The 23019-nt window shown below is 61.6% G+C and carries 23 protein-coding genes; 12 read left to right on the top strand and 11 right to left on the bottom strand.

What is annotated here, in order from left to right:
• Window positions 1-20: 20 nt before the first annotated feature.
• Window positions 21-272, top strand: coding sequence for a hypothetical protein (locus tag ACWHXT_RS17520; RefSeq protein WP_447927478.1), 252 nt, complete (start codon window positions 21-23; stop codon window positions 270-272).
• A 13-nt stretch (window positions 273-285) separates the two neighbouring features.
• Here the strand turns inward: ACWHXT_RS17520 and ACWHXT_RS17515 are convergent, their stop codons facing one another.
• The gene (locus ACWHXT_RS17515; RefSeq protein WP_447956768.1) at window positions 286-981 is read right to left on the bottom strand and encodes an extensin-like domain-containing protein; all 696 of its coding nucleotides are present in this window, start codon (window positions 979-981) and stop codon (window positions 286-288) included.
• 179 nt (window positions 982-1160) lie between these two features.
• Here ACWHXT_RS17515 and gmk point away from each other — a divergent pair, with 179 nt between their 5' ends.
• From gmk to ACWHXT_RS17495, 4 genes are all read left to right on the top strand, one after another.
• Window positions 1161-1793, top strand: a complete 633-nt coding sequence (gene gmk / locus ACWHXT_RS17510) for a guanylate kinase (protein WP_447927476.1) — start codon at window positions 1161-1163, stop codon at window positions 1791-1793.
• Window positions 1794-1878: 85 nt separating this feature from the next.
• The gene (gene rpoZ / locus ACWHXT_RS17505) at window positions 1879-2136 is read left to right on the top strand and encodes a DNA-directed RNA polymerase subunit omega (RefSeq protein WP_447530409.1); all 258 of its coding nucleotides are present in this window, start codon (window positions 1879-1881) and stop codon (window positions 2134-2136) included.
• A 27-nt stretch (window positions 2137-2163) separates the two neighbouring features.
• Window positions 2164-4296, top strand: a complete 2133-nt coding sequence (locus ACWHXT_RS17500) for a RelA/SpoT family protein (RefSeq protein ID WP_447927475.1) — start codon at window positions 2164-2166, stop codon at window positions 4294-4296.
• Between the two features lie 136 nt (window positions 4297-4432).
• Complete coding sequence (locus ACWHXT_RS17495) at window positions 4433-4822, top strand: RidA family protein (RefSeq protein WP_447927474.1); 390 nt, start codon at window positions 4433-4435, stop codon at window positions 4820-4822.
• Between the two features lie 63 nt (window positions 4823-4885).
• Here the strand turns inward: ACWHXT_RS17495 and ACWHXT_RS17490 are convergent, their stop codons facing one another.
• Window positions 4886-5764 carry an SDR family oxidoreductase gene (locus tag ACWHXT_RS17490; protein WP_447956767.1) on the bottom strand — a complete coding sequence of 293 codons (879 nt, stop codon included), beginning with the start codon at window positions 5762-5764 and terminating at the stop codon, window positions 4886-4888.
• A gap of 152 nt (window positions 5765-5916) precedes the next feature.
• Here ACWHXT_RS17490 and ACWHXT_RS17485 point away from each other — a divergent pair, with 152 nt between their 5' ends.
• Window positions 5917-6828, top strand: a complete 912-nt coding sequence (locus ACWHXT_RS17485) for a hydrogen peroxide-inducible genes activator (protein ID WP_447927472.1) — start codon at window positions 5917-5919, stop codon at window positions 6826-6828.
• Entirely contained in the window at window positions 6825-8903 is a 2079-nt protein-coding gene (gene recG, locus ACWHXT_RS17480; RefSeq protein ID WP_447958065.1) for an ATP-dependent DNA helicase RecG, read from the top strand. Before ACWHXT_RS17485 ends, recG begins: the two co-directional genes overlap by 4 nt.
• Window positions 8904-8907: 4 nt before the next feature.
• Here recG and yccS read toward each other — a convergent pair whose 3' ends face one another.
• The 4 genes from yccS to ACWHXT_RS17460 all read right to left on the bottom strand — a co-directional run bounded on the left by yccS (window position 8908) and on the right by ACWHXT_RS17460 (window position 13385).
• The gene (yccS, locus tag ACWHXT_RS17475) at window positions 8908-11091 is read right to left on the bottom strand and encodes a YccS family putative transporter (protein WP_447956766.1); all 2184 of its coding nucleotides are present in this window, start codon (window positions 11089-11091) and stop codon (window positions 8908-8910) included.
• A gap of 373 nt (window positions 11092-11464) precedes the next feature.
• A complete protein-coding gene (locus ACWHXT_RS17470; protein WP_447530403.1) occupies window positions 11465-11821 on the bottom strand; it encodes a hypothetical protein in 357 nt (118 codons plus the stop codon).
• The gene (locus ACWHXT_RS17465; protein ID WP_447530402.1) at window positions 11821-12093 is read right to left on the bottom strand and encodes an HU family DNA-binding protein; all 273 of its coding nucleotides are present in this window, start codon (window positions 12091-12093) and stop codon (window positions 11821-11823) included. Before ACWHXT_RS17465 ends, ACWHXT_RS17470 begins: the two co-directional genes overlap by 1 nt.
• 104 nt (window positions 12094-12197) lie before the next feature.
• On the bottom strand, window positions 12198-13385 hold the full coding sequence (locus ACWHXT_RS17460) for an FAD-dependent oxidoreductase (protein WP_447956765.1): 1188 nt from the start codon (window positions 13383-13385) through the stop codon (window positions 12198-12200).
• A gap of 139 nt (window positions 13386-13524) precedes the next feature.
• On the opposite strand from ACWHXT_RS17460, the gene ACWHXT_RS17455 reads away from it, so the two are divergent.
• The 5 genes from ACWHXT_RS17455 to ACWHXT_RS17435 all read left to right on the top strand — a co-directional run bounded on the left by ACWHXT_RS17455 (window position 13525) and on the right by ACWHXT_RS17435 (window position 17735).
• Window positions 13525-14088, top strand: a complete 564-nt coding sequence (locus tag ACWHXT_RS17455; protein WP_447956764.1) for a chorismate--pyruvate lyase family protein — start codon at window positions 13525-13527, stop codon at window positions 14086-14088.
• A gap of 33 nt (window positions 14089-14121) precedes the next feature.
• Window positions 14122-15012, top strand: a complete 891-nt coding sequence (ubiA, locus tag ACWHXT_RS17450; protein WP_447956763.1) for a 4-hydroxybenzoate octaprenyltransferase — start codon at window positions 14122-14124, stop codon at window positions 15010-15012.
• A gap of 95 nt (window positions 15013-15107) precedes the next feature.
• Window positions 15108-15797: a phosphate regulon transcriptional regulator PhoB gene (gene phoB, locus ACWHXT_RS17445; RefSeq protein ID WP_447927466.1), complete on the top strand. Its 690-nt coding sequence runs from the start codon at window positions 15108-15110 to the stop codon at window positions 15795-15797.
• 3 nt (window positions 15798-15800) lie between these two features.
• Entirely contained in the window at window positions 15801-17105 is a 1305-nt protein-coding gene (gene phoR, locus ACWHXT_RS17440; RefSeq protein ID WP_447956762.1) for a phosphate regulon sensor histidine kinase PhoR, read from the top strand.
• Window positions 17106-17399: 294 nt separating this feature from the next.
• Complete coding sequence (locus tag ACWHXT_RS17435; RefSeq protein WP_447927464.1) at window positions 17400-17735, top strand: hypothetical protein; 336 nt, start codon at window positions 17400-17402, stop codon at window positions 17733-17735.
• Between the two features lie 341 nt (window positions 17736-18076).
• On the opposite strand, the gene cysZ is transcribed toward ACWHXT_RS17435, so the two are convergent.
• The 5 genes from cysZ to ACWHXT_RS17410 form a co-directional block, all read right to left on the bottom strand.
• Entirely contained in the window at window positions 18077-18814 is a 738-nt protein-coding gene (gene cysZ / locus ACWHXT_RS17430) for a sulfate transporter CysZ (RefSeq protein WP_447956761.1), read from the bottom strand.
• Between the two features lie 67 nt (window positions 18815-18881).
• A complete protein-coding gene (phoU, locus tag ACWHXT_RS17425; RefSeq protein ID WP_447927462.1) occupies window positions 18882-19607 on the bottom strand; it encodes a phosphate signaling complex protein PhoU in 726 nt (241 codons plus the stop codon).
• Window positions 19608-19636: 29 nt separating this feature from the next.
• Window positions 19637-20443, bottom strand: a complete 807-nt coding sequence (pstB, locus tag ACWHXT_RS17420; RefSeq protein ID WP_447927461.1) for a phosphate ABC transporter ATP-binding protein PstB — start codon at window positions 20441-20443, stop codon at window positions 19637-19639.
• The gene (pstA, locus tag ACWHXT_RS17415) at window positions 20428-21843 is read right to left on the bottom strand and encodes a phosphate ABC transporter permease PstA (protein WP_447956760.1); all 1416 of its coding nucleotides are present in this window, start codon (window positions 21841-21843) and stop codon (window positions 20428-20430) included. Before pstA ends, pstB begins: the two co-directional genes overlap by 16 nt.
• Entirely contained in the window at window positions 21843-22955 is a 1113-nt protein-coding gene (locus tag ACWHXT_RS17410) for an ABC transporter permease subunit (RefSeq protein ID WP_447956759.1), read from the bottom strand. Before ACWHXT_RS17410 ends, pstA begins: the two co-directional genes overlap by 1 nt.
• Between the last annotated feature and the right edge of the window lie 64 nt (window positions 22956-23019).

The raw sequence follows: 23019 nt of genomic DNA, 5'->3' as shown, positions 1-23019 counted from the left end.
CCCCCATAAGGAGATGACTCATGCATACTCAATTTGTAAAAGCCTCGCGTATTTTGACCCTGGGCGCCATTGCGGCTCTGACCATCGGCCTGGCGGGCTGCGGCTCGACCTCTGGCGAGCGCGCCACCAGCGGCGCGGGCCTTGGCGCGGCGGCGGGTGCCGGTACCGCGGCGGCGACCGGTGGTAGCGTTGGCGGCGGCGCGGTGCTTGGCGCAGGCGCCGGTGCGGCGGCGGGCGCGCTGACCGACGAAGACGACATCAACCTCGAGTGATCGCTCGCCGCGCCTAGCGGCAAAGGCTGAACCCGCGCATGCCCATATGAAAGTGATCGGCATGCGCGGCGTTGTATTCGGGCCCTAGTACGTTGCCAAAGGTGTTGCAGGCACCGTCCCGCGCTTCTCTGAAGAACTCGCCCACCGCCCCCTCGTCATTCCAGTTATTGATCAGCGTAATACGCTGGCCATTCTCGAACCGAAACCCGGTTACATCCAGTGCTTCTGCCGTGGCGTGTTCGCTGCGCCTGCCCGATTCACGCCCGTATACGTTACGACACGCAAAGCTTCCCACGTGGTCGACCTGGCTTACGCGGCTGCCCATGATCCGTTCGGCGGCAGGCTGTAGTTCGTGGCGTTCGAACATTACCCAGGCAAGTGCCATCGGGCAGGTGGCCACGAAGCTTCGGTTAAAGCGCACGCTGCTCGCGTTCATGCGCACGACGTTGGTGAGCGGACAACTGGCCGTGGGCGAGTAGTCGCTCATGGGGGTGACGTCGAGTTCGCCGGGTGGCGCGGTCTCGAGCGCTGCCAGGCAACCGGCGCGGTCGCCCTCCAGCCGCTTGAGTTTTAGCTGCGTGACCGGGGTGACCGGGTCGTCGATGTGCAAGGGCGCCCAGGGCGCCCACTCGCGGGGGACCTCGATCAGGCCTTTTTGCAGCGCCACGCCCAGTGCGATCAGCGCTAATATAAAGATCGTTCCCCGCATACCGCACTCCTTTCGATGACGTTCGTTGCGTGGCTTCTACCATGTCGTCTACTTATGTCTTCTACTACAGACCGCGCGGCAGGTATGCGATACTGCCCGCCTTTAGTGCGCACCGCGGCCAGCAAGCGTGGCGGCGTCACAGGGCTAACGACTGTTTTTATCAATTAGGGAAGCGTTTCATGTCCCAGGGTACGCTGTTTATCGTTTCGGCGCCGTCCGGCGCTGGCAAAACCAGCCTGGTTCGCGAGCTGATCGAGAGTATGGATGGCCTTCAGGTATCGGTCTCGCATACCACACGGGGCCGCCGCGAAGGGGAAGTGGACGGGGTGAACTATCACTTCTGCCAGACCCAAGCGTTCGAAGAGATGATCGAGCGTGGCGACTTTTTCGAGTACGCCAGGGTCTTTGATAACTACTACGGCACCTCGCGTCAAGCCGTTCAGTCGCTGCTGGCCGCCGGCCAGGACGTGATTCTGGAAATCGATTGGCAGGGCGCGCAGCAGGTCAGAGCGCAGATGAAAGACGCCGTCTCGATCTTCATTTTGCCGCCTTCCCGGGCCGAGCTCGAACGCCGCCTGGCCAGCCGCGGCACCGACGAGCATGCGGTGATCGAGCGGCGCATGCGCGACGCGGTCAACGAGATGACCCATTTCGACGAATACGACTACCTGGTCGTGAACGACGACTTCACCACCGCCCTTGGCGAGCTCACGTCGCTGGTCATCAGCCAGCGGCTAACGTGTGTTGCCATGCAGCATCGCCACGCGCCGCTGCTCAAAGCGCTCTTGTCACAGGCGCCGGGCGTCGAGTAATCTATCGGGTCAAGTTGCCCATTTTGCCGGGCTGGCAGGCGTTTTAAGCGCTGCTGGCCCGGCGCCGTTATTAAAGGAAAACCCCATGGCACGCGTAACCGTTGAAGATTGTTTGGAAAATGTTGAAAACCGCTTCAAGCTGGTGATGATTTCCACCCAGCGTGCCCGTCAGCTCGCCCGTGGCTCGCGGGATTCGCAATTGGCCTGGGAAAACGATAAACCGACGGTCCTGGCGCTGCGTGAAATTGCCGCGGGTCTGGTCGATCATACCGTGCTGGACGAACCGGTCGAGGCGCCGGTGCGTCAGCGCCCGGCCGCGCCTAGCGTCCAAATCGACGACTAAGCCTAAAACCGATCAGGGGCGCGGTAAATGTTCACCATCGATGACCTGGCCGACCGACTCGGCGGCTATTTACCCTTGGATGAAATCCAACAGGTCAAACGCGCCTTCTACTACGCCGAGCAGGCCCACGACGGCCAGCGCCGCCGCTCCGGCGAACCCTACGTTACCCACCCGCTCGCCGTGGCCAATATCCTGGCCAACATGCACATGGACCATCAGAGCCTGATGGCCGCCATGCTGCACGATGTCATCGAAGATACCGGGGTCTCGAAACACGCCCTCGGCGAGCAGTTTGGCCACCCGGTGGCGGAGCTGGTCGACGGTGTCTCGAAGCTGACTCAGATCACCTTCGAAGACAAGGCCGTCGCCCAGGCCGAGAACTTCCAGAAGATGGTGCTGGCGATGTCGCGGGATATTCGCGTCATCATCGTCAAACTCGCCGACCGCCTGCACAACATGCGCACCCTGGGGGCGCTTCGCCCAGACAAGAAGCGGCGCATCGCTCGCGAGACGCTGGAAATCTACGCCCGCGTGGCCGGGCGGTTGGGTATCAACACCATTCGTATCGAGCTCGAGGATCTCTCCTTTCAGGCGATCCACCCGATGCGCGCCGAGCGGATCAAGCGCGCGGTGGCCAAGGCCCGGGGTAACCGGCGCGGCGCGATGCGCGAAATACAGTCCTCGCTGCAACAAAGCCTCGACGACGAAGCGCTCAAGGGCACGGTGGTCGGCCGGCAAAAGCACCTGCTATCGATCTATAAAAAGATGCGCGACCAGCGCAAACCCTTTGCCGAAATCATGGACGTGTTCGGTTTTCGCATCATCACCGACGATGTGGCGAGCTGCTATCGCATCCTGGGCGTGGTCCACAACCTGTTCAAGCCGGTACCCGGGCGCTTCAAGGATTACATCGCCATTCCCAAGGCGAACGGCTACCAGAGCCTGCACACCACGCTCTTTGGCCAGCGCGGTATGCCCATCGAGGTGCAGATACGCACCCGCGAAATGGAAGCCATGGCGAACAACGGCATCGCCGCGCACTGGCTCTACAAGGCCGGCCAAACCTCCCATCCCATCGCCGAAGGCAGCCATGCCCGGGCGCGGGCCTGGGTGAAGGGGCTTTTGGAGATGCAGCGCCACGCCGGCGACTCGCTGGAGTTCATCGAGCACGTCAAAAACGACTTGTTCCCCGACGATATCTACGTCTTCACGCCCAAGGGCGACATCATGGAGCTCCCCCAGGGGGCGACGGTGGTCGATTTTGCCTACAGCGTGCACACCGATATCGGCAACAACTGCATCGCGTGTCGTATCGACCGCCACCTGGCGCCGCTTTCCACGCGCCTTGAAAGCGGCCAGACCCTGGAAATCATTACCGCCCCCGGCGCGCGGCCCAATCTCTCCTGGCTCAACTTCGTTTCCACCGCCAAGGCGCGTTCGGCCATTCGCCACGCGCTGAAACACCAGCAGCAGTCGGAAGCGATCATGCTGGGGCGGCGGCTTTTGAACAAGGCGCTCGCCTCCTTCGAGACGAGCCTCGAGGAGCTCGACGAACGGATCTTCCCCCGGGCGTTCAAGGAGCTGGACGTGTCCTCGCTGGACGTCTTGCTCGAATCATTGGGCCTTGGCAATCGCATGGCCTACGTCGCCGCTCGGCGGCTGGTGGACGTTGCCCACGGCGTCGACGGCGGCCCCAAACGGCTGGAAAACAGCGATGACGCCGTGGTGATCAGCGGCAGCGAAGGCATGGTGCTGAGCTTTGCCCGCTGCTGCCACCCGCTGCCCGGTGACCCGGTCGTCGGGCATTTGTCCGTGGGCAAGGGCATCGTCGTGCATCGCAGCGAGTGCAAGAATTTGTCGGATTTGAGAAGCGATCCGGAAAAGCTCTTCAGCCTGGAGTGGTCGGAGAACATCGACGAAGACTTCCCGGTGGCGCTGCGTATCGAGATCGAAAGCCGCCGAGGCCTGGTGGCCGAGCTTGCAGGTCTTGTGACCGACGCCGACGCCAATATCGAGCGTATCGGCATCGAAGAGCGCGACGCTCGTCTATCCACGGTGAACCTGACGCTCTCGGTAAAAGGGCGGGTTCACCTGGCCCGTATCATGAAACGTATCCGCAACCTGCCAAGCGTCAGCAAAATAACTCGAATAGCCAACTAAGCCCTCCCTGACCGCGCGCTTTCAATGCCCTTGATGCGCGGGCGGGAGCGGCTTTTTCGGTACGGTTGGAAGGTTTTATTCGTTTAACACATTTATTAAAAATGCCATTGAATGGCCGCAACAGGAGCAAGGCACCATGAGCAATAAAGCCGTTATCAATACCGAGAAAGCCCCGGCCGCCATCGGCCCCTACTCTCAGGCCATCAAGGCGGGCAATACGGTTTATATGTCCGGTCAGATTCCGCTCGACCCGGAGTCCATGGAACTCGTAGCCGGTGATATCGAAGCTCAAACGCGTCAGGTGTTCACCAACTTGCAGGCGGTGTGCGAAGAAGCCGCCGGCTCGCTTACCGATATCGTCAAGCTCAACCTGTACCTGGTGGACCTGGATAACTTCGCCATCGTTAACCGCGTAATGGAAGAGTTCTTCAAGGCGCCGTTCCCCGCGCGCGCCGCGGTGGGCGTTCGCGCGCTGCCCAAGGGAAGCCAGGTGGAAGCCGAAGCCGTGATGATCATTGGCGACTAAGCGTTGCCAAAGAGCCAAAAAAAGAGCGAGCCCGCGGGCTCGCTCTTTTGTGTTGTAAAGCCGTTACGCTTTTTGTGGCTTGAAGCCGCCTTCCTTGAGGATCTGGGCGTAGCCCTCGCGAAAGCTCGGGTAGCGAAACGCGTAGCCCGTCTCGCGGATACGGCTGTTATCGCAGCGTTTACTGGTGCGCCGGCGAAGCGGCGACTGCATGGTCTCGGTAGTTTCCACCTTGAGCTCTTTGGCAAGCCAGCTCATGACGTCGTACATGGTGGCGGGCTCAGAGTCGCTGCCCAGATAAAGCTCGGCCAGGGGCTTGCCGCTCTCCTGACACTGGATCAGGTGGGCGAGTATGCCGGCGCAGTCGTCGCGGTGAATACGGTTGGAGTAGATCGCCGGCGTTATGGCGGCCATACGCCCGCCCAGTACCTGGTGGATCAGCCGGTCGCGGCCCGGGCCGTAGATGCCCGAAAAGCGCACTACCGTGCCGGGCAGCGGGTGGTTCAAAAGCGCCTGCTCGGCTTCGCGCATCAGGCTGCCGGAGAAGCTGGTGGAGTCCGTGGGGCTGACTTCGCTGACCGCTTCACCCTCTTGCTGGCCATAAACGCTGGTCGAAGAGACGAAGAAAATACGTCGTGGCGGCACGTCGTGTTGCTCCAGTACGCCGAGCACGCGCTTCAAGCCATCCGGGTAGGCGCTTTGGTAGGCGCTCTCCTCGAAGCGGTCGGCGCTGACGGTGTAGATCACGTAGTCCGCCTGGGGTAGCGCCGTGGCGCTCGCCCCTTCAAGTTGGTTAAGATCGAGGGCCAGGGGTTCGATACCAGTACCCTGTAACGACTCGGTTTGGCGGCGCACGCCCACCACGCGATGCCCTTGATTGATAAGCTCGCGCCCCAGGGTGATGCCGATATCGCCACAGCCGATAATCAGTACAGTGAGTTTCACCTGCGCACTCCTTCTGATAAATATTCCCTATTAGATACAAAGTCCCTTTGAGATATGCCATCGTCAAAGAGCTTTGTCTGTCCTTGCCATCCCGTTCATGGCCACGACGATGCGTCACGACCTGCTACGAGAGGATGCCAGCCGGCACCGTTATGACTTTAACAGAACTTCGCTACATCGTAACCCTTGCACAAGAGCGCCACTTCGGCCGCGCTGCCGAGCGGTGTCACGTCTCCCAGCCGACGCTCTCGGTGGCGGTCAAAAAACTCGAGGACGAACTCGACACGCCCTTGTTCGAGCGCTCCAAGTCCACGGTGCAGGTCACCCCGCTTGGCGAGAAGATCATCGCCCAGGCCCAGCGCGTGCTGGAGCAGTCCAGTCTGATTTTCGAGCTGGCAAGCGCTGGGCGCGACCAACTGGCCAACCCGCTACGCATTGGGGCCATTTACACCATCGGGCCTTACCTTTACCCGCACCTGATTCCGGCGCTGGCCAAGGTGGCGCCGCAAATGCCGCTCTACATCGAAGAGGGGCTGACCGGCACGCTGCGTAGCAAGCTTAGAAGCGGCGAGCTGGACGTGATCATCGTGGCGCTGCCGTTTACCGAAACCGACGTGGTGACCAAGGCGATTTACGACGAGGCGTTCGAGGTGCTGATCCCCAGCAACCACCCCTGGGCTGCGCGGGAGGCGATCGATAAGGAGGATCTGCTCGAGGAGCGGCTTTTGCTGCTGGGCGAGGGGCACTGCTTTCGCGACCAGATACTGGAGGCCTGCCCGGCGATTACCCACAAGCTCAATAGCCCGAGCAATACGCTGATAGCCGAAGGCGGCTCCCTCGAGACGATCCGCCATATGGTGGCCTCGAAGCTGGGCATTACGGTGTTGCCGCAGTCGGCGTTGGGTACAGAGAAGCACGAGCAGTCGCTACTGACAAGCCGGCCCTTCGTGGCGCCGGCGCCTTCGCGGACTGTGGCCATTGCCTGGCGGGCGAGCTTCCCTCGGCCCAAGGCCATCGACGCCTTGATCGAGGCGATCAGCCAGTGCCGGCAGCCCGCGCCATGAACGAGCTCGATGCGCCGGTCACCGAGCTCAAGGGCGTCGGCGAGGCGCTAGCGCTCAAACTTGCGCGGCTAGGGGTCGAGCGCGTGAGCGACCTGCTGTTTCACCTGCCGCTGCGCTATCAGGATCGTACCCGCGTCACGCCCATCGGGCTCTTGCGCGCGGGCAGCGAGGCCGTGATCGAGGGCGAAGTCACCGCCTGCGATATCGTCAAGGGGCGAAGGCGTAGCCTACTGGTGCGCCTGCGCGACGCAAGCGGCATCCTGAGTCTGCGGTTTTTTCACTTCTCGCCGGCCCAAAGCCAACAGCTGCGCCCGGGGGTTACGCTGCGCGCCTTTGGCGAGGCCCGCGCCGGTGCCACGGGTCTTGAGATCTACCACCCGGAGTACCGCCCAAGCGGCGCCGCCGATACGCCGGTCGAAGAGCATTACACGCCGATTTACCCCACCACCGAAGGGCTGCACCAGACCCGGCTGCGCGCTCTCACAAGCCAGGCGCTCGCCAGGCTAACCGATACTCCGCAGGCGCTGCCGGACATGATTCCGCCGGCACTTGCCGAGCGTTTCGACCTGCCGGGGCTTCACGAAAGCCTCGCGCTTTTGCATCAGCCGCCGCCGGATGTGGACCTGGATACCCTGGCCCAGGGCCTGCACCCGGCCACCCGGCGGCTGGCGCTCGAGGAGCTTCTGGCCCACCAGTTAAGCCTTCGCGAGGTGCGCCTGCGTATCCAGGCCGATGGCGCGCCCAGGCTTCCCGCCGGGCGCAGCCTGCAAACCCGCTTTTTGGCTCAGCTGCCGTTTGCGCTTACCGGCGCCCAGCGCCGGGTGCTCGAGGAGATCGAACTCGATCTGGCCGAGCCCGCACCGATGCTCAGGCTGGTTCAAGGCGATGTCGGTTCGGGCAAGACCGTAGTGGCCGCCATGGCCGCGCTTTCGGCGCTTTCCGGCGACTGCCAGGCGGCGATCATGGCGCCCACGGAGATCCTGGCCGAGCAGCACTACCGCTCCTTCAAGGCCTGGTTCGAGCCGCTGGGGATCGAAGTGGCGTGGCTTGCCGGCAAACTCAAGGGCAAAAGCCGCCTGGATGCCAAGGCGGCCATCGCCGATGGCCGGGCGCGCATGGTGGTCGGCACCCACGCGCTTTTCCAGGACGATGTGAAGTTTCACTGCCTGGGGCTTGCGATCATCGATGAGCAGCACCGCTTCGGCGTTCATCAGCGCCTGGCGCTGCGCGAAAAGGGCGAGGCGGGCGGGCTAACCCCTCATCAGTTGATCATGACCGCCACGCCCATTCCGCGCACGCTTGCCATGAGCGCCTACGCGGACCTGGACGTCTCGGTGATCGACGAGCTGCCGCCGGGGCGCACGCCGGTTAAAACCGTCGTGGTTTCTGATGAGCGCCGCCCGGAGGTGGTCGAGCGGATCCGCCGCGCCTGCAGCGACGGCCGCCAGGCCTACTGGGTCTGCACGCTGATCGACGAGTCCGAGGTATTACAGTGCCAGGCCGCCGAGGTCACTCGGGAAGAGTTGACCGCCGCGCTGCCGGAGCTTGCCATCGGCCTGATCCACGGGCGCATGAAAGCCGGTGAAAAGGCCGAAGTGATGGCGGCGTTCAAGCAAGGCGAGCTCGATCTGTTGGTCGCCACCACGGTGATCGAGGTGGGAGTGGACGTCCCCAACGCGAGTCTCATGATCATCGAAAACCCGGAGCGTTTGGGGCTTTCCCAGCTTCATCAGCTGCGCGGCCGGGTGGGGCGGGGTAGCCTGGAGAGCTTCTGCGTGCTGCTTTATCATCCGCCGCTCTCCAAAAGCTCCAAAGAGCGCCTGGGCGTGATGCGTGAAACCACCGACGGCTTTCGCATCGCTGAAAAAGATTTGGAGATTCGTGGCCCCGGCGAAGTGCTGGGCACCCGCCAGACCGGGCTTGCCCAGATGAAAATCGCCGACCTGGAGCGCGATGCTGATCTGCTCGAACGGGTTACGGCCCTTGCCCAGGCGCTGCAAAGCGATGGCGAGGCCACCGCCGTGCTGGTGCGCCGCTGGCTGGGCGAGGCGGCCGGGCGCTACGGCCAGGTATAGCGGTTCATGAGGCGTCGGATTTGGTTTGGGTCAGCCGCCCGGCGCTCTGCGCCAGCGGCGTTAGCTGTTCGGCGATCAGCCGTAGCTGGCTCTGAATGGGCCGGTAAAGCGTAACGGCGTTGACGTCGCTCTCGGGCGTTTGCACCGGCTCGCCCAGCGCGTCCAGAAGCGCACGGGTCTGGTCTTCCAAATCCGTGACGGGCCGGCGCTTGTGGAGTTGCTCGGTCAGCGCCGCCAGCAGCTCGCTAATCCGTTTGGCCTGGGGCATCAGCGCGGCGTCGTCTTCGTCCTCGGCCAGCCGGTGGCGGTGGGCGCCCAGCGCGGAAAGGTGGCTCAGTAGCGTATTGGAGAGCACCAAAAAGCGCAGGCCGCTGTCCGCATCCTGCTTGCGGTAGTGGCCCGGCTCGTGAAGCATGTTGGTCAAAAGCGTCGAAAACGCCGCATCGGCGTTGTGCGCGTTGCGCCGCGCCAGGCGGTAGCTCAAATCGTCCTGCTTGCCCTCTTCGTACTGGTGGACGATCTCGTCGAGATAGCCGCGGTGGCTGGTCAGCACCTTGGCGGCTTCGCGGTAAAGTTTGCGTCCCTGCCAGTCCGGCAGAATGAAAAATACCGCCAGCCCGGCAATGACCGCGCCGATCAGCGTATCGAACAGCCGCGGCCAAATCAGATTAAAACCGTCGCCCACCTGGTTGAAGCTGCAAAGCACCAGCAGGGTGATCGAGGCGGTCGCGACCACGTAGCGCCGCTCCCGGTTGGCAAAGAACGCGACCCCGGCGGCCACCGCGATGATGCTTTGAATGCCAGGCTGGGGGAACAGGCTGATCGACGCCCAACCCACGATCAAGCCGATCACCGTGCCCAGAATACGCTGGGAGAGAAAGCGCCGAGTGGTCGCGAAATTGGGTCGGCAGACGAACAGCGTGGTGAGCAGGATCCAGAAGCCCTGTTCCGGGTCCAGCCAGTGCAAAATCGCGTAGCCCGCCATCAGCGCGGTGGAAAGGCGCACGGCGTGGCGAAAGGTCGGCGAGCCCAGCGTCAAATTCAAGCGCACGCGGCTCCAGGCATCCTTGAGGCTGGCCGGCGAGCGGTCATAAAGCGCGCTGTCGCGCCGCTCCACGCTGCTGTCCGGGTTATGGGCGCTGGCGATCTGCGCCTCTAGCGTGGCCAGGTTGTCCGCCAGCGCATTGAGTGGGTGAATCAGGTTGCGCCACTCCGGGCGTCCGCGGTCGCGCAGGTTGTCGATCGAGGCGCGCAGATCCCTTAGCGCCTGCTCGCTTTGCTCATGGCTAAACGGCCGGTTCAATAGCAGCGATTTGGCCAGCTGGCGGCACGCCCGGCCCTGCTGGTCGAGAAGACGCTGGCAGCGAAACAGCACGTCGTGGTGGAAAAACGCCTCGGTCAGCGCGCCGTAGGGGTAGTGGGTGGAGCTTGCTCGCTCGTGGATATCCTGGGCCACGAAATAGATGCGCAGGTAACGATTGAGTTTACGGCTACCGCGTTGGCCCTCCAGCCGGCGAAAGATCATCTCCTTGGCCTGGTTCAGCGCGGCGACCACCTGGCCGTTTTGGTGCGCCAGCGCCACTCGGCGCGCCTCGACATCCACCCCGCGCACCGGCTCAAAAAGCGCCGACTTGAGAATCAAAAACTCGCCCAGTGTTTTGTAGACCCGCGCCATGCTCTGCTTGAGCGGCTGGCGGGAAAAAAGCGCGCACCAGATGACCGAAATGACCCCGTACCAGGCCGCCCCCGCCAGCAGCAGAAGCTGGCGCGAGGCCACGTCCGCATCCACGCCGCCGTGCTGCTCGATATTGATCATCGAATAGATCGATAGAATCAGCGTGCCCGAGGCGATCGTCGCGTAGCGCTGGCCGATGGCGCCGAGCATGATCAGCGTAAACGCCGACACCCCCAGGCCCAGCGCGAACAGCCACGGCCAGGGAAACAGCCACTGGACGATAAAAGAGGCCAGCGCAAAACATAACAGCGTGACCACCAGCGCCTGCAGGCGGCCCTGCCAGCTATCGTCGGTTTCCGAGAGCGCGCAGGCGATAATGCCCAAAAACAGCGGAATCACCAGCGCCACGTCGGCCTGCAGCACGCTAAAAAGCAGCGCCCCGCTAAAGGCGATAAACACGCGCAGGCTGTAGGCGAACTTGTCCAGGGTCCAAAGGCGGCGCAGGATCGGCATGGCGTCTCTTCGTTTGATTTATTAGACGTTAGTATAACAATGGCGGCGCATGGGTTGCTATGGCGCACCTATCAAGCGGTTACTTTAGGATATTTCACCGATGCATTGGCCAACGCGACATAAAGCCGTTGCCTTGGACTTTTATTCGGATACACATGTAAGGAAAGGTGCTGGTATAGCGGGGTAAAGGGCGTTTGGCCTGGGACGAGGGTGGCAATCATCAGGCACATCCAAAAAGGTGCAAACCGGCGCGTAATGGATGTATTGGCGGCTATTCGAAGAGGCGCTCAGCAACGCGTAAGCTTGAACGTGGCGATCAGCTTGCAGCAGACTAAAACAGCCCGCCCCCTTGGCAGGGGCGGGCTGTTAGCCGTTACAAATACTTCAAAAGCTTCTGCAGCTTGTTCATATCGCTGGAGTCGCCGACCAGGCGTACGTCGCCGTTCATCATGCCGTGCAGAAAGGCTTGCTGGGTCGGTTTTTTGAGTATTTTCAGCGCGGCGTCCTGGTCGCGAAAACGTAGTTCGAGGTCCAGGTCGATGGGCAGGCCTTTACCGGTGTCGATGCCGTTAGGCGTCATTCGGTAGTGGCGGGCAGTGCCGAGGTCTTCCGTGGCAATGCCCCAGTCCAGACTGCGCATACGCTCAAGCTGTTCTTTGAAACGCGGCTTACGCCGCAGTGCTCGCTTGAGCATCAAGCCAAGTAGCCACAGCGTTAGCCGGAGTTTCATTAGGAAACGGCGTCCTTGAGCGCTTTACCGGGCTTGAACGCCACGTTTTTGCTGGCCGGAATCTTCAGCGGCTCGCCGGTTTGCGGGTTTTTACCGGTACGGGCGGCGCGTTCGCGCACGGTGAAGGTACCGAAACCGATCAGGGCCACGTCTTCACCCTTGGCCACGCTATTGGTGATTTCATCAAGAATGACGTTCAGCACTTGGCCCGCTTTGTCTTTGGAAAGATCAGCGTTTTCAGCAATGGCAGCGGCGAGTTCAGGTTTGCGCATAAAAGGGGTCTCCCTGATAGAAAAAGTAAGCGTAACGCTTATGAGTGTTATTGAAAACAAACGAGTGTTTTAACTTTATGGCCTGATCACCAATCGGTCGTGGATCAGCCTAGCAGCGCAGGCACCGCTCTGGAAAGCTCCACTTTCCTTTTGACGCAACTGCCTGTCAACGCAAACCCGACTAATTGACCATCTTTATCTTCGCCAAGGGCGGCGAGCGCATCGCCTTCGCCCTCGATACGCCACTGCGCGACGGGCGCAGGCGGGGAGTAGGCCACCACGGGCAGCAGCGGCGTTTTCACTACCACCGGCCAGGCGCCAAAGCTTACTGGGGTTGGGGTGCCGGCCAGGGTGGCCGCCAACGCCTTCACACTGGCTTGAAGGGGCTGTACGTACATGGCATTGACGCCGTCGACACAGGCGGCATCGCCCAGCGCGTAGATCGCAGCGTTCGAGGTTTGCAGGTAGCGGTCCACCTGGATACCGCTTGGCGACACGTCAAGCCCCGCCTGGCGAGCAAGCGCTGTGCGCGGGGTCAGACCGGTGGCCATTAGCACGGCATCCACGCGGCAGGTTTCGGCGTTATCGAGGGTGAGCATCAGATCGTCGTGTTCATCCGCTGCGATAGCGCTTACCGTGCGGCCCAGCGCCAGGGCAATGCCGCCCGCTTCGAATGCGCTGCCCAGCGCCTCGCCAAGCGGCGCGGGTAGAAGGCGCGGTAGCGGCGTGGCTTCCGGGGCGATTAGCGTGACCTGGTGACCCGCGGCGTGCAGATCGTTGGCGAATTCGCAGCCGACCAGTCCTGCGCCAATGACCGCCACCCGGGCACTGCGCGAAGCCAGTGCTTCATGCAAGCCCCGGTAGTCGTCCAGGTCGTTCACGCTGAAAAAGCGCCCGGTCAACGTGTCGGGCACGTCAAGGGCCAGGCGTGGGCTGGCGCCGGTGGCCAGCACGAGCTTTTCGAAAGCAAGCTGCTCGCCGTTGGCAAGCGTCAGGCGCCGGCTATCGACGTCGAGCGCGGTGACATGGGTATGGGGGCGCAGCGTGGCGTCGAGCTCGCGGGCCACCTCGTCGGCGCTTTGCCTGGCGAGTGCCTCGGGCGCCAGGCGTTTGCCAAAGCCCGTGGAGAGCAGTGGCTTGCTGTACTCATCGCCGCTGTCGAAACTTACCAGGGTGATCGAGCGGGTGTCACCTTGGCGCCGCAATGCCCGGGCCAGACCGACACCGGCCATGCCGGTGCCCAGGATGATCAAATCTACCGGCTTTTCGGTTTGAGATAAAGAGTGGGTCATGCCATCACCCAGTGTTGGAACCATGATGTTTTCAATGACGGTCTTTAAATGAACGGTCTTCAAGAAAATGTCGTTGAGAAAAGTGCGTTAGAACGTCATGTTACACTAGCTTCAACGACTTGACCGCCCAGGAGGCCGCGTGGCTTCACCCCTTTTGCACCCTACCCCCTACGCGCGCTGGCAACCCGTGAACGCGCTGCGCCCGGCCATGAGCGCCGCCTGGTGGCAGTGGGTGGCCTCGACCGATTCCCTGACCCAGCGGCTGGTCTCGGCAGGCCAGCCCAACCCCTTTCGCGTGCAGCTTTTGCGCCAAACGGTGGGGGTGCCCACCCGCGACGAAGCGCTGGCACTGGGCCTGGCGCCGCGCCGTCTGGCCTGGCTTCGTGAAGTGGCCCTGTGCGTGGATGACGCCCCTTGGGTTGTGGCGCGTTCGGTGGCGCCTCTCGAGCAGCTTCAGGGGCAACACCTAAAGCGCCTTGGCGAACGTTCACTGGGGAGCTGGCTGTTTCGCCAGCCGGATCTTGTACGCGGGCCCCTCTTTGCCACCCGCCAGCGGCCAGCGTTTGCCCGCCGCTTGTGTCCTCCTGGGGCGGCCGGGGTGTGGGCGCGGCGTTCGGTCTTTTATCACGCCGGCCTGGCGCTATTGGTCCAGGAGGCCTTTTTATCCACGATGGCGGATGATCTTGGCATGGCTTCGCGCTAGGCTAGACGCGCGTTTTGTCTTTGAGAGGTAAGCATGGATCGTTCACTGCTGCGCCCTACCGGGTGGTCTCGGGCGGCGGATTTCATCACCCTGATGCGCCTGGACCGGCCCATCGGCACCTGGCTTTTGATGTGGCCGACCCTTTGGGCGCTGTGGGTGGCCGGCGAAGGCGTGCCGGGGCGTGGCGTGCTGCTGATCTTTATCGCCGGGGTCTACACCATGCGCGCGGCGGGCTGCGTGGTGAACGACTACGCCGACCGCCACTTCGATGGCCACGTCAAACGCACTAAAAACCGGCCGCTGGCGACCGGGCGTATCAGCGAGACCGAAGCCAAACTGCTGTTCATCTTGCTGGTCGCCGCCTCCTTCGTGCTGGTCCTGCTGACCAACTGGTTTACCGTGGCCCTCTCGTTGGGCGGTGTGGCGCTGGCGTTTATCTACCCCTTCATGAAGCGCTATACCCATTTCCCGCAAGTGGTACTGGGCGCCGCGTTCTCCTGGGCGATCCCCATGGCGTTCGGCGCGGTGCTGGGCTACGTGCCTTTCGAGGCGTGGGTCCTGTTTTTGGCCAACGTACTGTGGACCGTTGCCTACGATACCCAATACGCCATGGTGGATCGCGACGATGACCTGAAGATCGGCATCAAGTCGACCGCCGTGCTATTTGGCGAGGCCGACCGGTTGATCATCGGGCTGCTGCAGGCGGCCACGCTTGCGCTGCTGGCGCTGGTGGGCTGGCGTGTAGGGCTTGGCGGATTCTTCTGGCTGGGCCTTGTGGCCATGGCGGTGACCTTCGTGCATCAGCAGCGCTTGATCGTTGGCCGCGAGCGCGACGCGTGCTTTCAGGCGTTTTTGAACAACCACTGGTCGGGTCTTCTGGTATTTGCCGGGCTGGCCTTGAGCTGGTGGCCGGTGACAGGCTAATGTCGGGGATGTCATAAAACTGTCACCCGCCCATGGTGTGATTGTCACCGATATGTCATCGAACCACTTTCGTTTGGACACCGTGAGGCCCGCCAATGACCGCCAAGACCGTTTTGATCGTCGATGATGAGGCGCCCATTCGCGAGATGATCGCGGTGGCGCTGGAAATGGCGGACTATCGCGTGCTCGAAGCGGACAATGCCCAGGACGCCCACGCCCTGGTCGTGGACCATCAGCCGGACCTTCTGCTGCTTGACTGGATGATGCCGGGCACCAGCGGGATCGAGCTTGCAAGGCGGCTGAAGCGCGAAGAGGCGACCGCCGAAATCCCGATCATCATGCTGACCGCCAAGGGCGAAGAAGATAACAAGATCCAGGGGCTCGAAGCGGGGGCAGACGACTACATCACCAAGCCGTTTTCGCCTCGCGAACTGGTGGCGCGTTTGAAAGCGGTGCTGCGCCGAACGACGCCACGCGGCGTGGAAGACCCCATCGAAATCAACGGTTTGATGCTCGATCCGGTAAGCCATCGGGTCAGCGCTCACGGCAAGGCATTGGATATGGGGCCCACCGAATATCGCTTACTGCAGTTTTTCATGACCCATCAGGAGCGCGCCTACACCCGTAGCCAACTGTTGGATCAGGTATGGGGCGGCAACGTCTACGTCGAAGAGCGCACCGTGGACGTGCATATCCGCCGTCTGCGCAAGGCGCTGGGCGATGCCCATCAGAACCTGATTCAAACGGTGCGCGGCACCGGGTACCGCTTCTCCGCCCGGGTGTAGCGCGTGCGTTTGTGGAGCCGAGAGCTTTGGCGTATCGCGGGTCTGGCCACCCTCGGCGTCGTCCTGGGTTGGCTGTTTGGCTCGCCGGGGCTGGGGCTGTCAGCGGGTTTGGGGGCGTGTCTTTTTTATCATCTGCGCCAACTGCGTACTCTGCATCAGTGGCTGACCTTCACGCCCAACGAAGAGCCCCCCGCGGCCAAGGGCCTTTGGGGTGTGCTGCTGGACCGACTCTACCGCTACCAGAAAAGCCAGCGGATCACGCAAAGCCGACTAAGAGCCACGCTTGCGCGTATTCAGGAATCTTCTGAGGCGATGCGCGACAGCGTGGTCATGCTCGACCGCCACGGCGATCTCGAATGGTGGAACAGCGCCGCCCACCAGATGCTGGGACTGCAAACCGCCCACGACCGTGGCCAGCACATTACCAATTTGCTGCGCGATCCCGCCTTCGTGCGCTACTTTTCCGCGCGCCAGTACAGTGAGCCATTAACGCTTACCTCGCCGATCGACGAGCGGCGTATTCTCGAGTATCAAATCACGCTCTACGGCGATGACGAGCGTCTGGTAATGGCGCGCGATATTACCCGGCTGCACCGCCTGGAGCAGATGCGCCGTGACTTCGTGGCCAACGTGTCCCACGAGTTACGCACGCCGCTTACCGTGCTTTCGGGTTACCTGGAAACCTACAGCGATTTAAAAGACGAGCTGCCGCCCCGGTTGGGGCGCAGTATCGGCCAAATGCAGGCGCAAACCCTGCGTATGCAGAACCTGGTCAATGACTTGCTACTGCTTTCCCGATTGGAAATCGACCAGGGCGGCAAGGATCATCAGCCGTTGGCGCTGGCGCCGCTTTTACAAAGCATTCACCAGGATGCCAACGCTCTTTCCCAGCAGCAGCACACCGAGCCCCAGCGTATCGAGCTTGTGATCGAAAGCGACGCGCGGCTGATCGGAAGCGAGCAGGAGCTTCGAAGCGCCGTTTCCAACCTGATGTTCAACGCCGTGCGTTACGCCCCCGGGGGGAGCGAGATCACGCTGCGCTACGCCCCCCTTCCCGACGGCGGCGTCTGTATCGAAGTGGAGGATAATGGGCACGGTATCGACCCGGTCCATATTCCCCGCCTGACCGAGCGCTTCTACCGCGTGGATAAAGGCCGCAGTACCGCCACCGGTGGTACTGGGCTCGGGCTTGCCATCGTGAAACACGTCCTGCTGCGCCACGACGGAAAGCTTCAAATCGACTCTCACCCTCAGCAGGGGGCGCGTTTTCGCTGCGTCTTTCCCGTCTCGCGAATTGCTCAGACCTAGGTATATGAGACCAAAGTTGTACAGTGTGTCAAAATGGCATACAAGATTGGGTCACAAATTGTCTATGTGTCATTATTAGCCACTTTTTAGTGATGCAAACGCCGTTGTCCAGCTTTCTGTATAAGACTTGTAATATTTTAAGTTCTTGTTTTTAAAGTAATATTAATTTTTATGCCATGTTTGGCACAGCCTCTGCAAAGCTTTTGGTAAGAAAGACAGCTGCTTCAAAGTAGTCGACCGAAAGGTACTCTTTCTTACTTTAAGCGGTAACCACAGCGATTCAGGAGGTGGAATATGATGTCCAAGGAGCTACTCAAGAAAGCTGGTATTCTAGGTATTTCGTTTGGCCTATTGGCAAGCCCGATGGCGTTTGCAGATACCACCGATCACTCGTCGATCGAGGAAAACCAGGACAGCATGGTCGAGCAGGATCCGGCGCACGAGTCATCCGGTGTCAATATGAACACCAATGACAACCCGGATTACACTCAGGAAGAGCTCGAAACCGACCATCACACCCAAGGCCCCAACGATGAAACCATCGGTGAGCCAGACTCAATGGGTACTGCAACCGAAGAGGGTGCAGAAACTTCTCCGGAAGGCGTAGTTGAGAAAAACTCTGATTCATAAGTAACATTTTGTTGCATTTTCTGTACAAAGCGTTACGCTTAGGGAGTGAGCATTTATAAGGGACAGGATGTCCCACTGCATGGATGCTCCAAACGATTCAAGGATTGAATCAAGCGACGATCAACAACGTTAGTCAGGGTTAGATTCCAAGGTTGGAGCCCCTCAAAAGGATAGGAAGCTTTCGTTACGCATCGCAATCGCTAAGCATAAATGAAGACCCCGCCTCGTAGCGGGGTCTAGTTTTTATGGGTATAACGTTTTTTTGCTATAAACCTTTTGATCACTATAAAGGTTTACGCCTCGGCTACCTCGCGTACCCCACCTTTGAAAAGCCTGCCAGCTCAGACTCGATCATGAGTCAACTGCTTGATATCCCGGTAATGGGCGTCCCACATCAGCACCGCTCCGGCCACGGCCCCTGGTAGCAAGAAAAGGTTGGCAAGCGGTATCCAGGTAATCAGCGTGACAAGCCCCCCGTAGCTCATGCTCGGCCACCAGCGCGCGGCCAGGCGTTGGCGCATGTCTTTAAAGCTCACCTTGTTGTTATCCATGGGGTAGTCCAGGTAGGTGATGGCCATTACCCAGGCGGAAAAAAGCGCCCAGAGTAGCGGGGCCACTAAATTGAGCCCGGGTATCCAACTTAAAACGAATAGAAGGGCGGCGCGGGGCAGAATATAGCGCAGCTTGACCAGCTCGCGGCCCAGCGCGTCCAGGGCCGTTTTCGCCAGGCCCCGGTCGTCCAGCGGCTCGACACCGGTGGCGCTGCGCTCTATGTGGGCGGCCAAAAAGCCGTAAAAAGGAGCGGCGATTAGATGCGTCACCAGCGTGAAGGTAAAAAATATCGCCACCAGCAGGCTCAAGACGAACAGCGGCCAGATCAGCCAGGAGAGCCAGTCAAGCCAGGCCGGTATACTCGCCATGGCATGGTCCAGCCAGCCGGAAAAGCGCCGAGCGGTGAAGCTTGCAAGACTGATGTAGACGATCAGATTGATCAGGATGGGAAGAAATATATAGCGCCGTAGTCCTTTTCGGTAGACCAGGCGGATGCCCTGGCTCAGGGCGGAGACCGCAGTTAGCATCGAGGATCCTTATAAATACGCCCGGGTGGAATGCCTGGGCGTATTGCAGGCTCAACGCTTTAAAAGGTCAAGGCTTTTTTAGCATCTGCTCATCGAGGCTGTCCGGCGCGGTGTGGCGAATATCGAGCCCCTTCACCAGGTAGACCACGTACTCGGCCAGGTTGTTGGCGTGATCGCCCACGCGTTCGAGCGCTCGCAGCACCCACATGATGCTCAGCACCGAGCTGATCGAGCGCGAATCTTCCATCATGAAGGTCATCAGCGAGCGCATGGCGCTGCCGTATTCATCGTCCACGGATTCGTCTTCGCGCACGACCTGCATGGCAAGTTCGGTATCGAAGCGGGCAAAGGCGGTGAGCGCGTCGCGCAACATCTTGCGAACGTGCTCGCTGATATGGCGCACCTCGACGAGGCCACGAATACCGCTGCTGTTGTCGGATAGCATCAGGGCGTTACGCGCGATCTTGCTGGCTTCGTCGCCGATGCGCTCCAAATCCGACGTAGCGCGAATCACCGCCAGAACCAGGCGCAAATCCGAGGCGGCGGGCTGGCGCCGGGCGAGTACGCGAGTGCACTCCTCGTCGATCTTCAGCTGCATGTCGTTGACCTGGCGGTCGTTGTCGCGCACTTCTTCGGCCAAGTGGCTGTCGTTTTCCATTAGCGCGTGTACGGCGTTTTGTACCTGCTTTTCTACCAGCCCACCCATCGCCATCAGACGGGTTTTCAGCTCTTCCAGTTCCTGATTGAACTGGCGCGAAATATGCTGGCTATGGGTATCGCTTGTAATATCCATCGAGCACTCCTGCGGGGATCGGCGCCGGGCTATGTGACCCGGCCGGTGATGTAGTTTTCGGTCCGCTGCTGTTTCGGGTTGGTAAAGACCTGGTCGGTCGGGCCGTATTCGACGAGCTCGCCGTCATTCAAAAAGGCGGTGTAATCGGATACTCGCGCGGCCTGCTGCATGTTGTGCGTCACCAGCACCAGGGTCAGCTCGTTTTTAAGATTGCGAATCAACTCCTCGATTTTGAGCGTGGAGATCGGATCCAGCGCCGAGGCCGGCTCGTCGAGCAGCAGTACGTCGGGCCTGACCGCCAAGGTGCGCGCGATCACCAGCCGCTGCTGTTGGCCGCCGGATAAAAGCCACGCCGAGCGGTGCAGGCGATCCTTCACCTCGTCCCAAAGCGCGGCGGATCTAAGCGCCCACTCGATGATGTCGTCGCGCTTGCGCTTGGGCAGGCGCCGTTCCAGGCGCAGGCCAAAGGCTACGTTTTCGTAGATCGACATCGGGAAGGGGTTGGGGGTTTGAAACACCATGCCCACACGACGGCGAAGCTCGCTCACATTGATGTCCGCCTCGAAAATATCGCGCTCTTCAAGCTCGATACGGCCGTGGTGAACGGCGCTTTCGTTAAGGTCGTGCAGCCGGTTGAACGCGCGCAAAAGCGAGGACTTACCGCACCCGGAGGGGCCGATAAACGCGGTGACCCGGTGGCGCGGCACTTGCAGCGTTAGCGCCTTGAGCGCGGGTTTGCCGCCGTAGGTCAGGCTGAAGTCCTGGACGTTCAAACAGCGCTGTTCGGCGTCAAACGTCACTACCGGCGGCGGTGCGGCTTTCAAGGGCGCGGCCATGACTCTCCTCGTTGACGCCGTAAATAATGACGTAGAAATATGGCAGTTAGGTTAAGCACCAGCACGATCAGCACCAATAAAAGCGCCGTGGCGTAAACCAGCGGAATGGCGGCCTCGACATCATCGCCATGAAAAGCGGTATCAAATAGATGATAGCCAAGATGCATGAATTTGCGCTCGAGATGCAGGTAGGGAAACTCCCCGTCCAGCGGCATCTGCGGGGCCAGCTTGGCGACGCCGACCAGCATCAGCGGTGCTACTTCTCCTGCGGCCCGGGCCACGGCCAGAATCACCCCGGTCAGCATTGCCGGTGTCGCCATGGGTAGCACGACCCGGGTCAGCATCTCCAAACGGGTCGCGCCCAGCGCCACGGCGCCTTCGCGCTGGGCGATGGGCACGCGCGCCAGGCCCTCTTCGGTGGCCACGATCACCACCGGTAGCGTCAGCAGGGCAAGCGTCAATGAGGCCCACAAAAGCCCGCCGGTACCGAACGTGGGCGAGGGCAGGGCGTCATCGAAAAACCAGCGGTCGATCGAGCCCCCTACGCCGTAAACGAAAACGCCTAGCCCGAACACGCCGTAAACGATCGAAGGGACACCGGCCAGGTTGCGCACGCCGATACGCACCAGCCGGGTCAGGCGATTCTGGTGGGCGATCTCGTTGAGATAGATCGCCGCCAGTACGCCAAAGGGCGTCACGATCACCGACATCAAAATCACCATTAAAAGCGTGCCGAAAATGGCCGGCCAGACCCCGCCGCCGGTATTGGCCGCCCGCGGGCCTTCGCTCAAAAACCGCCACACGCCTCGACCCCAAACGGCGGTTTTTTCCAGCAACGAGAGCGCATTGGGCGTCTGGAAAGCGCTGATGCTTGAAAGCGGCTGCACCAGGCGCTGCCCCTGGCTGGTGAGCAGTATTAGCTGGCCCTCCGGGCGGTGCTCCCGGGCTGTAGCGACCAGCCCGGCAACGCGCGTTCGGGCGGCGGTGCCGGTTAGTCGCTCGCCTTCGAGCTCCAAAGCGCTCAGCCGGGCGATGATATCCCCCCTGGGGCTTCGCTCGAGCCGTACCACGTCATCGGGTGTGGTCCGGCTTGTGATCTCGTCCAGCGCGATCCAACGCCAGTCGGCGCCGGTTCGTTCGCGGTTGCCGGTAAAGTAAAGCCGCTCGGCGCCCTCGCTCTGGGGAAGGGGGGCCTCGCGTATCGGCTGGCCGATCACCTGCTCGCCGGAGCGCAGCGTCAGCTCTTCGAGCGTGGCCGGCCAGAAATGCCCCAGCCCTTTGACGGTGAGCAGCGTGAGCAGCGTCGCCAGCATCAAAAGCGACAGCGCCACGCAGCCGGCGCAGAGCCAGGCCCAAAGGGTGTCGCCGGGCCAAAAGCGGCGCTGACCGGCGCGTACCATCAGTACCCCCCCAGCCGCTGGTAGCGGCGGCGCAGGCGCTGGCGAACGACTTCCGCCAGGGTGTTGACCAAAAAGGTGAACATAAACAGCACGAGTGCGGCCAAAATCAGCAGGTGATAGGTCAGCCCGTCCGGCGGCGCCTCGGGCAGCTCGATGGCGATCGCCGCCGAAAACGAGCGCAGCCCCTCGAAGGGGCTCAGGCTCATGAGCGCGGCGTTACTGCTCGCCATGAGGACGATCATGGTTTCGCCCACGGCGCGGCCGGCGCCGATCATCACCGCCGAAAAGATACCCGGCCCCGCCATGGGCAGGGCGACCTTCCAAAGCGCCTGCCAGCGGCTGGCGCCGAGGGCCTGGGCGCCTTCCATCAGCGTTTGCGGCGTCCCGTAGAGCGCGTCTTCGGCCAGCGAATAAACGCTTGGAATGATGGCAAACCCCATGGCAAGGCCGACGATCAGCGTATTGCGGGTGGTGTAATCGATACCGAAGCGCTGATCCAGCAGCCGGGCCAGGTCGCCGCCCAGCCACTGCTGCTCGATCATGGGCGCAAGCCAGAGAGCGAGTGCCGCCATGACGGCGACCCAGGGCAGCAGCCAGAGCCCGGCCCGGTCGAGCGAGAGCCTTCGGCGCAGCGCTTTCGGCGCCCTATGCCATAAAACGCCTGCCAGCGCCGCGCTCAGGGGCAGCCACACCAGAAGTGTCAGCGCGCTGGCAAGGTGGTGCTCCACCCAGGGCGCCAGCACGAGCCCCGCCACGAAGCCGATGACCACGCCGGGCACCGACTCCATCAGTTCCAGGGTTGGCTTGATCCGCGCACGAAGCCGCTCGGTCATGAACAGGGCCGAAAAAACCGCCGCGCCCAGCGCCAACGGCACCGCCAACAGCAACGCAGCCAGGGCGGCCTTGAGCGTGCCCCAGGCCAGGGGCGACAGCCGCGCCAGCGAGAAATCGTCGAACCGGGTCAACAGCGGAAGCGTTTCCCATACCAAAAACACGCCGATAGCCAGAATCGCCAGCAGCACGCCAACGCCGGCGGCGGTGATCATGGCGATGGCTAAGCGGTCCTTGAGTGTTCGCCAGGACAAAGGCGCCGGCAAGGCAGGTCGCGTCATAGGAACATCTTAAGAGAGCGCGTGGGGTAACCGGAGTAAAGCATCAGCTCTCCTTAACGTAAGT

The organism is Vreelandella halophytica (assembly GCF_968193635.1).
The sequence above is the reverse complement of the archived record's forward strand: the minus strand, read 5'-3'. Positions and strand labels throughout refer to the sequence as shown.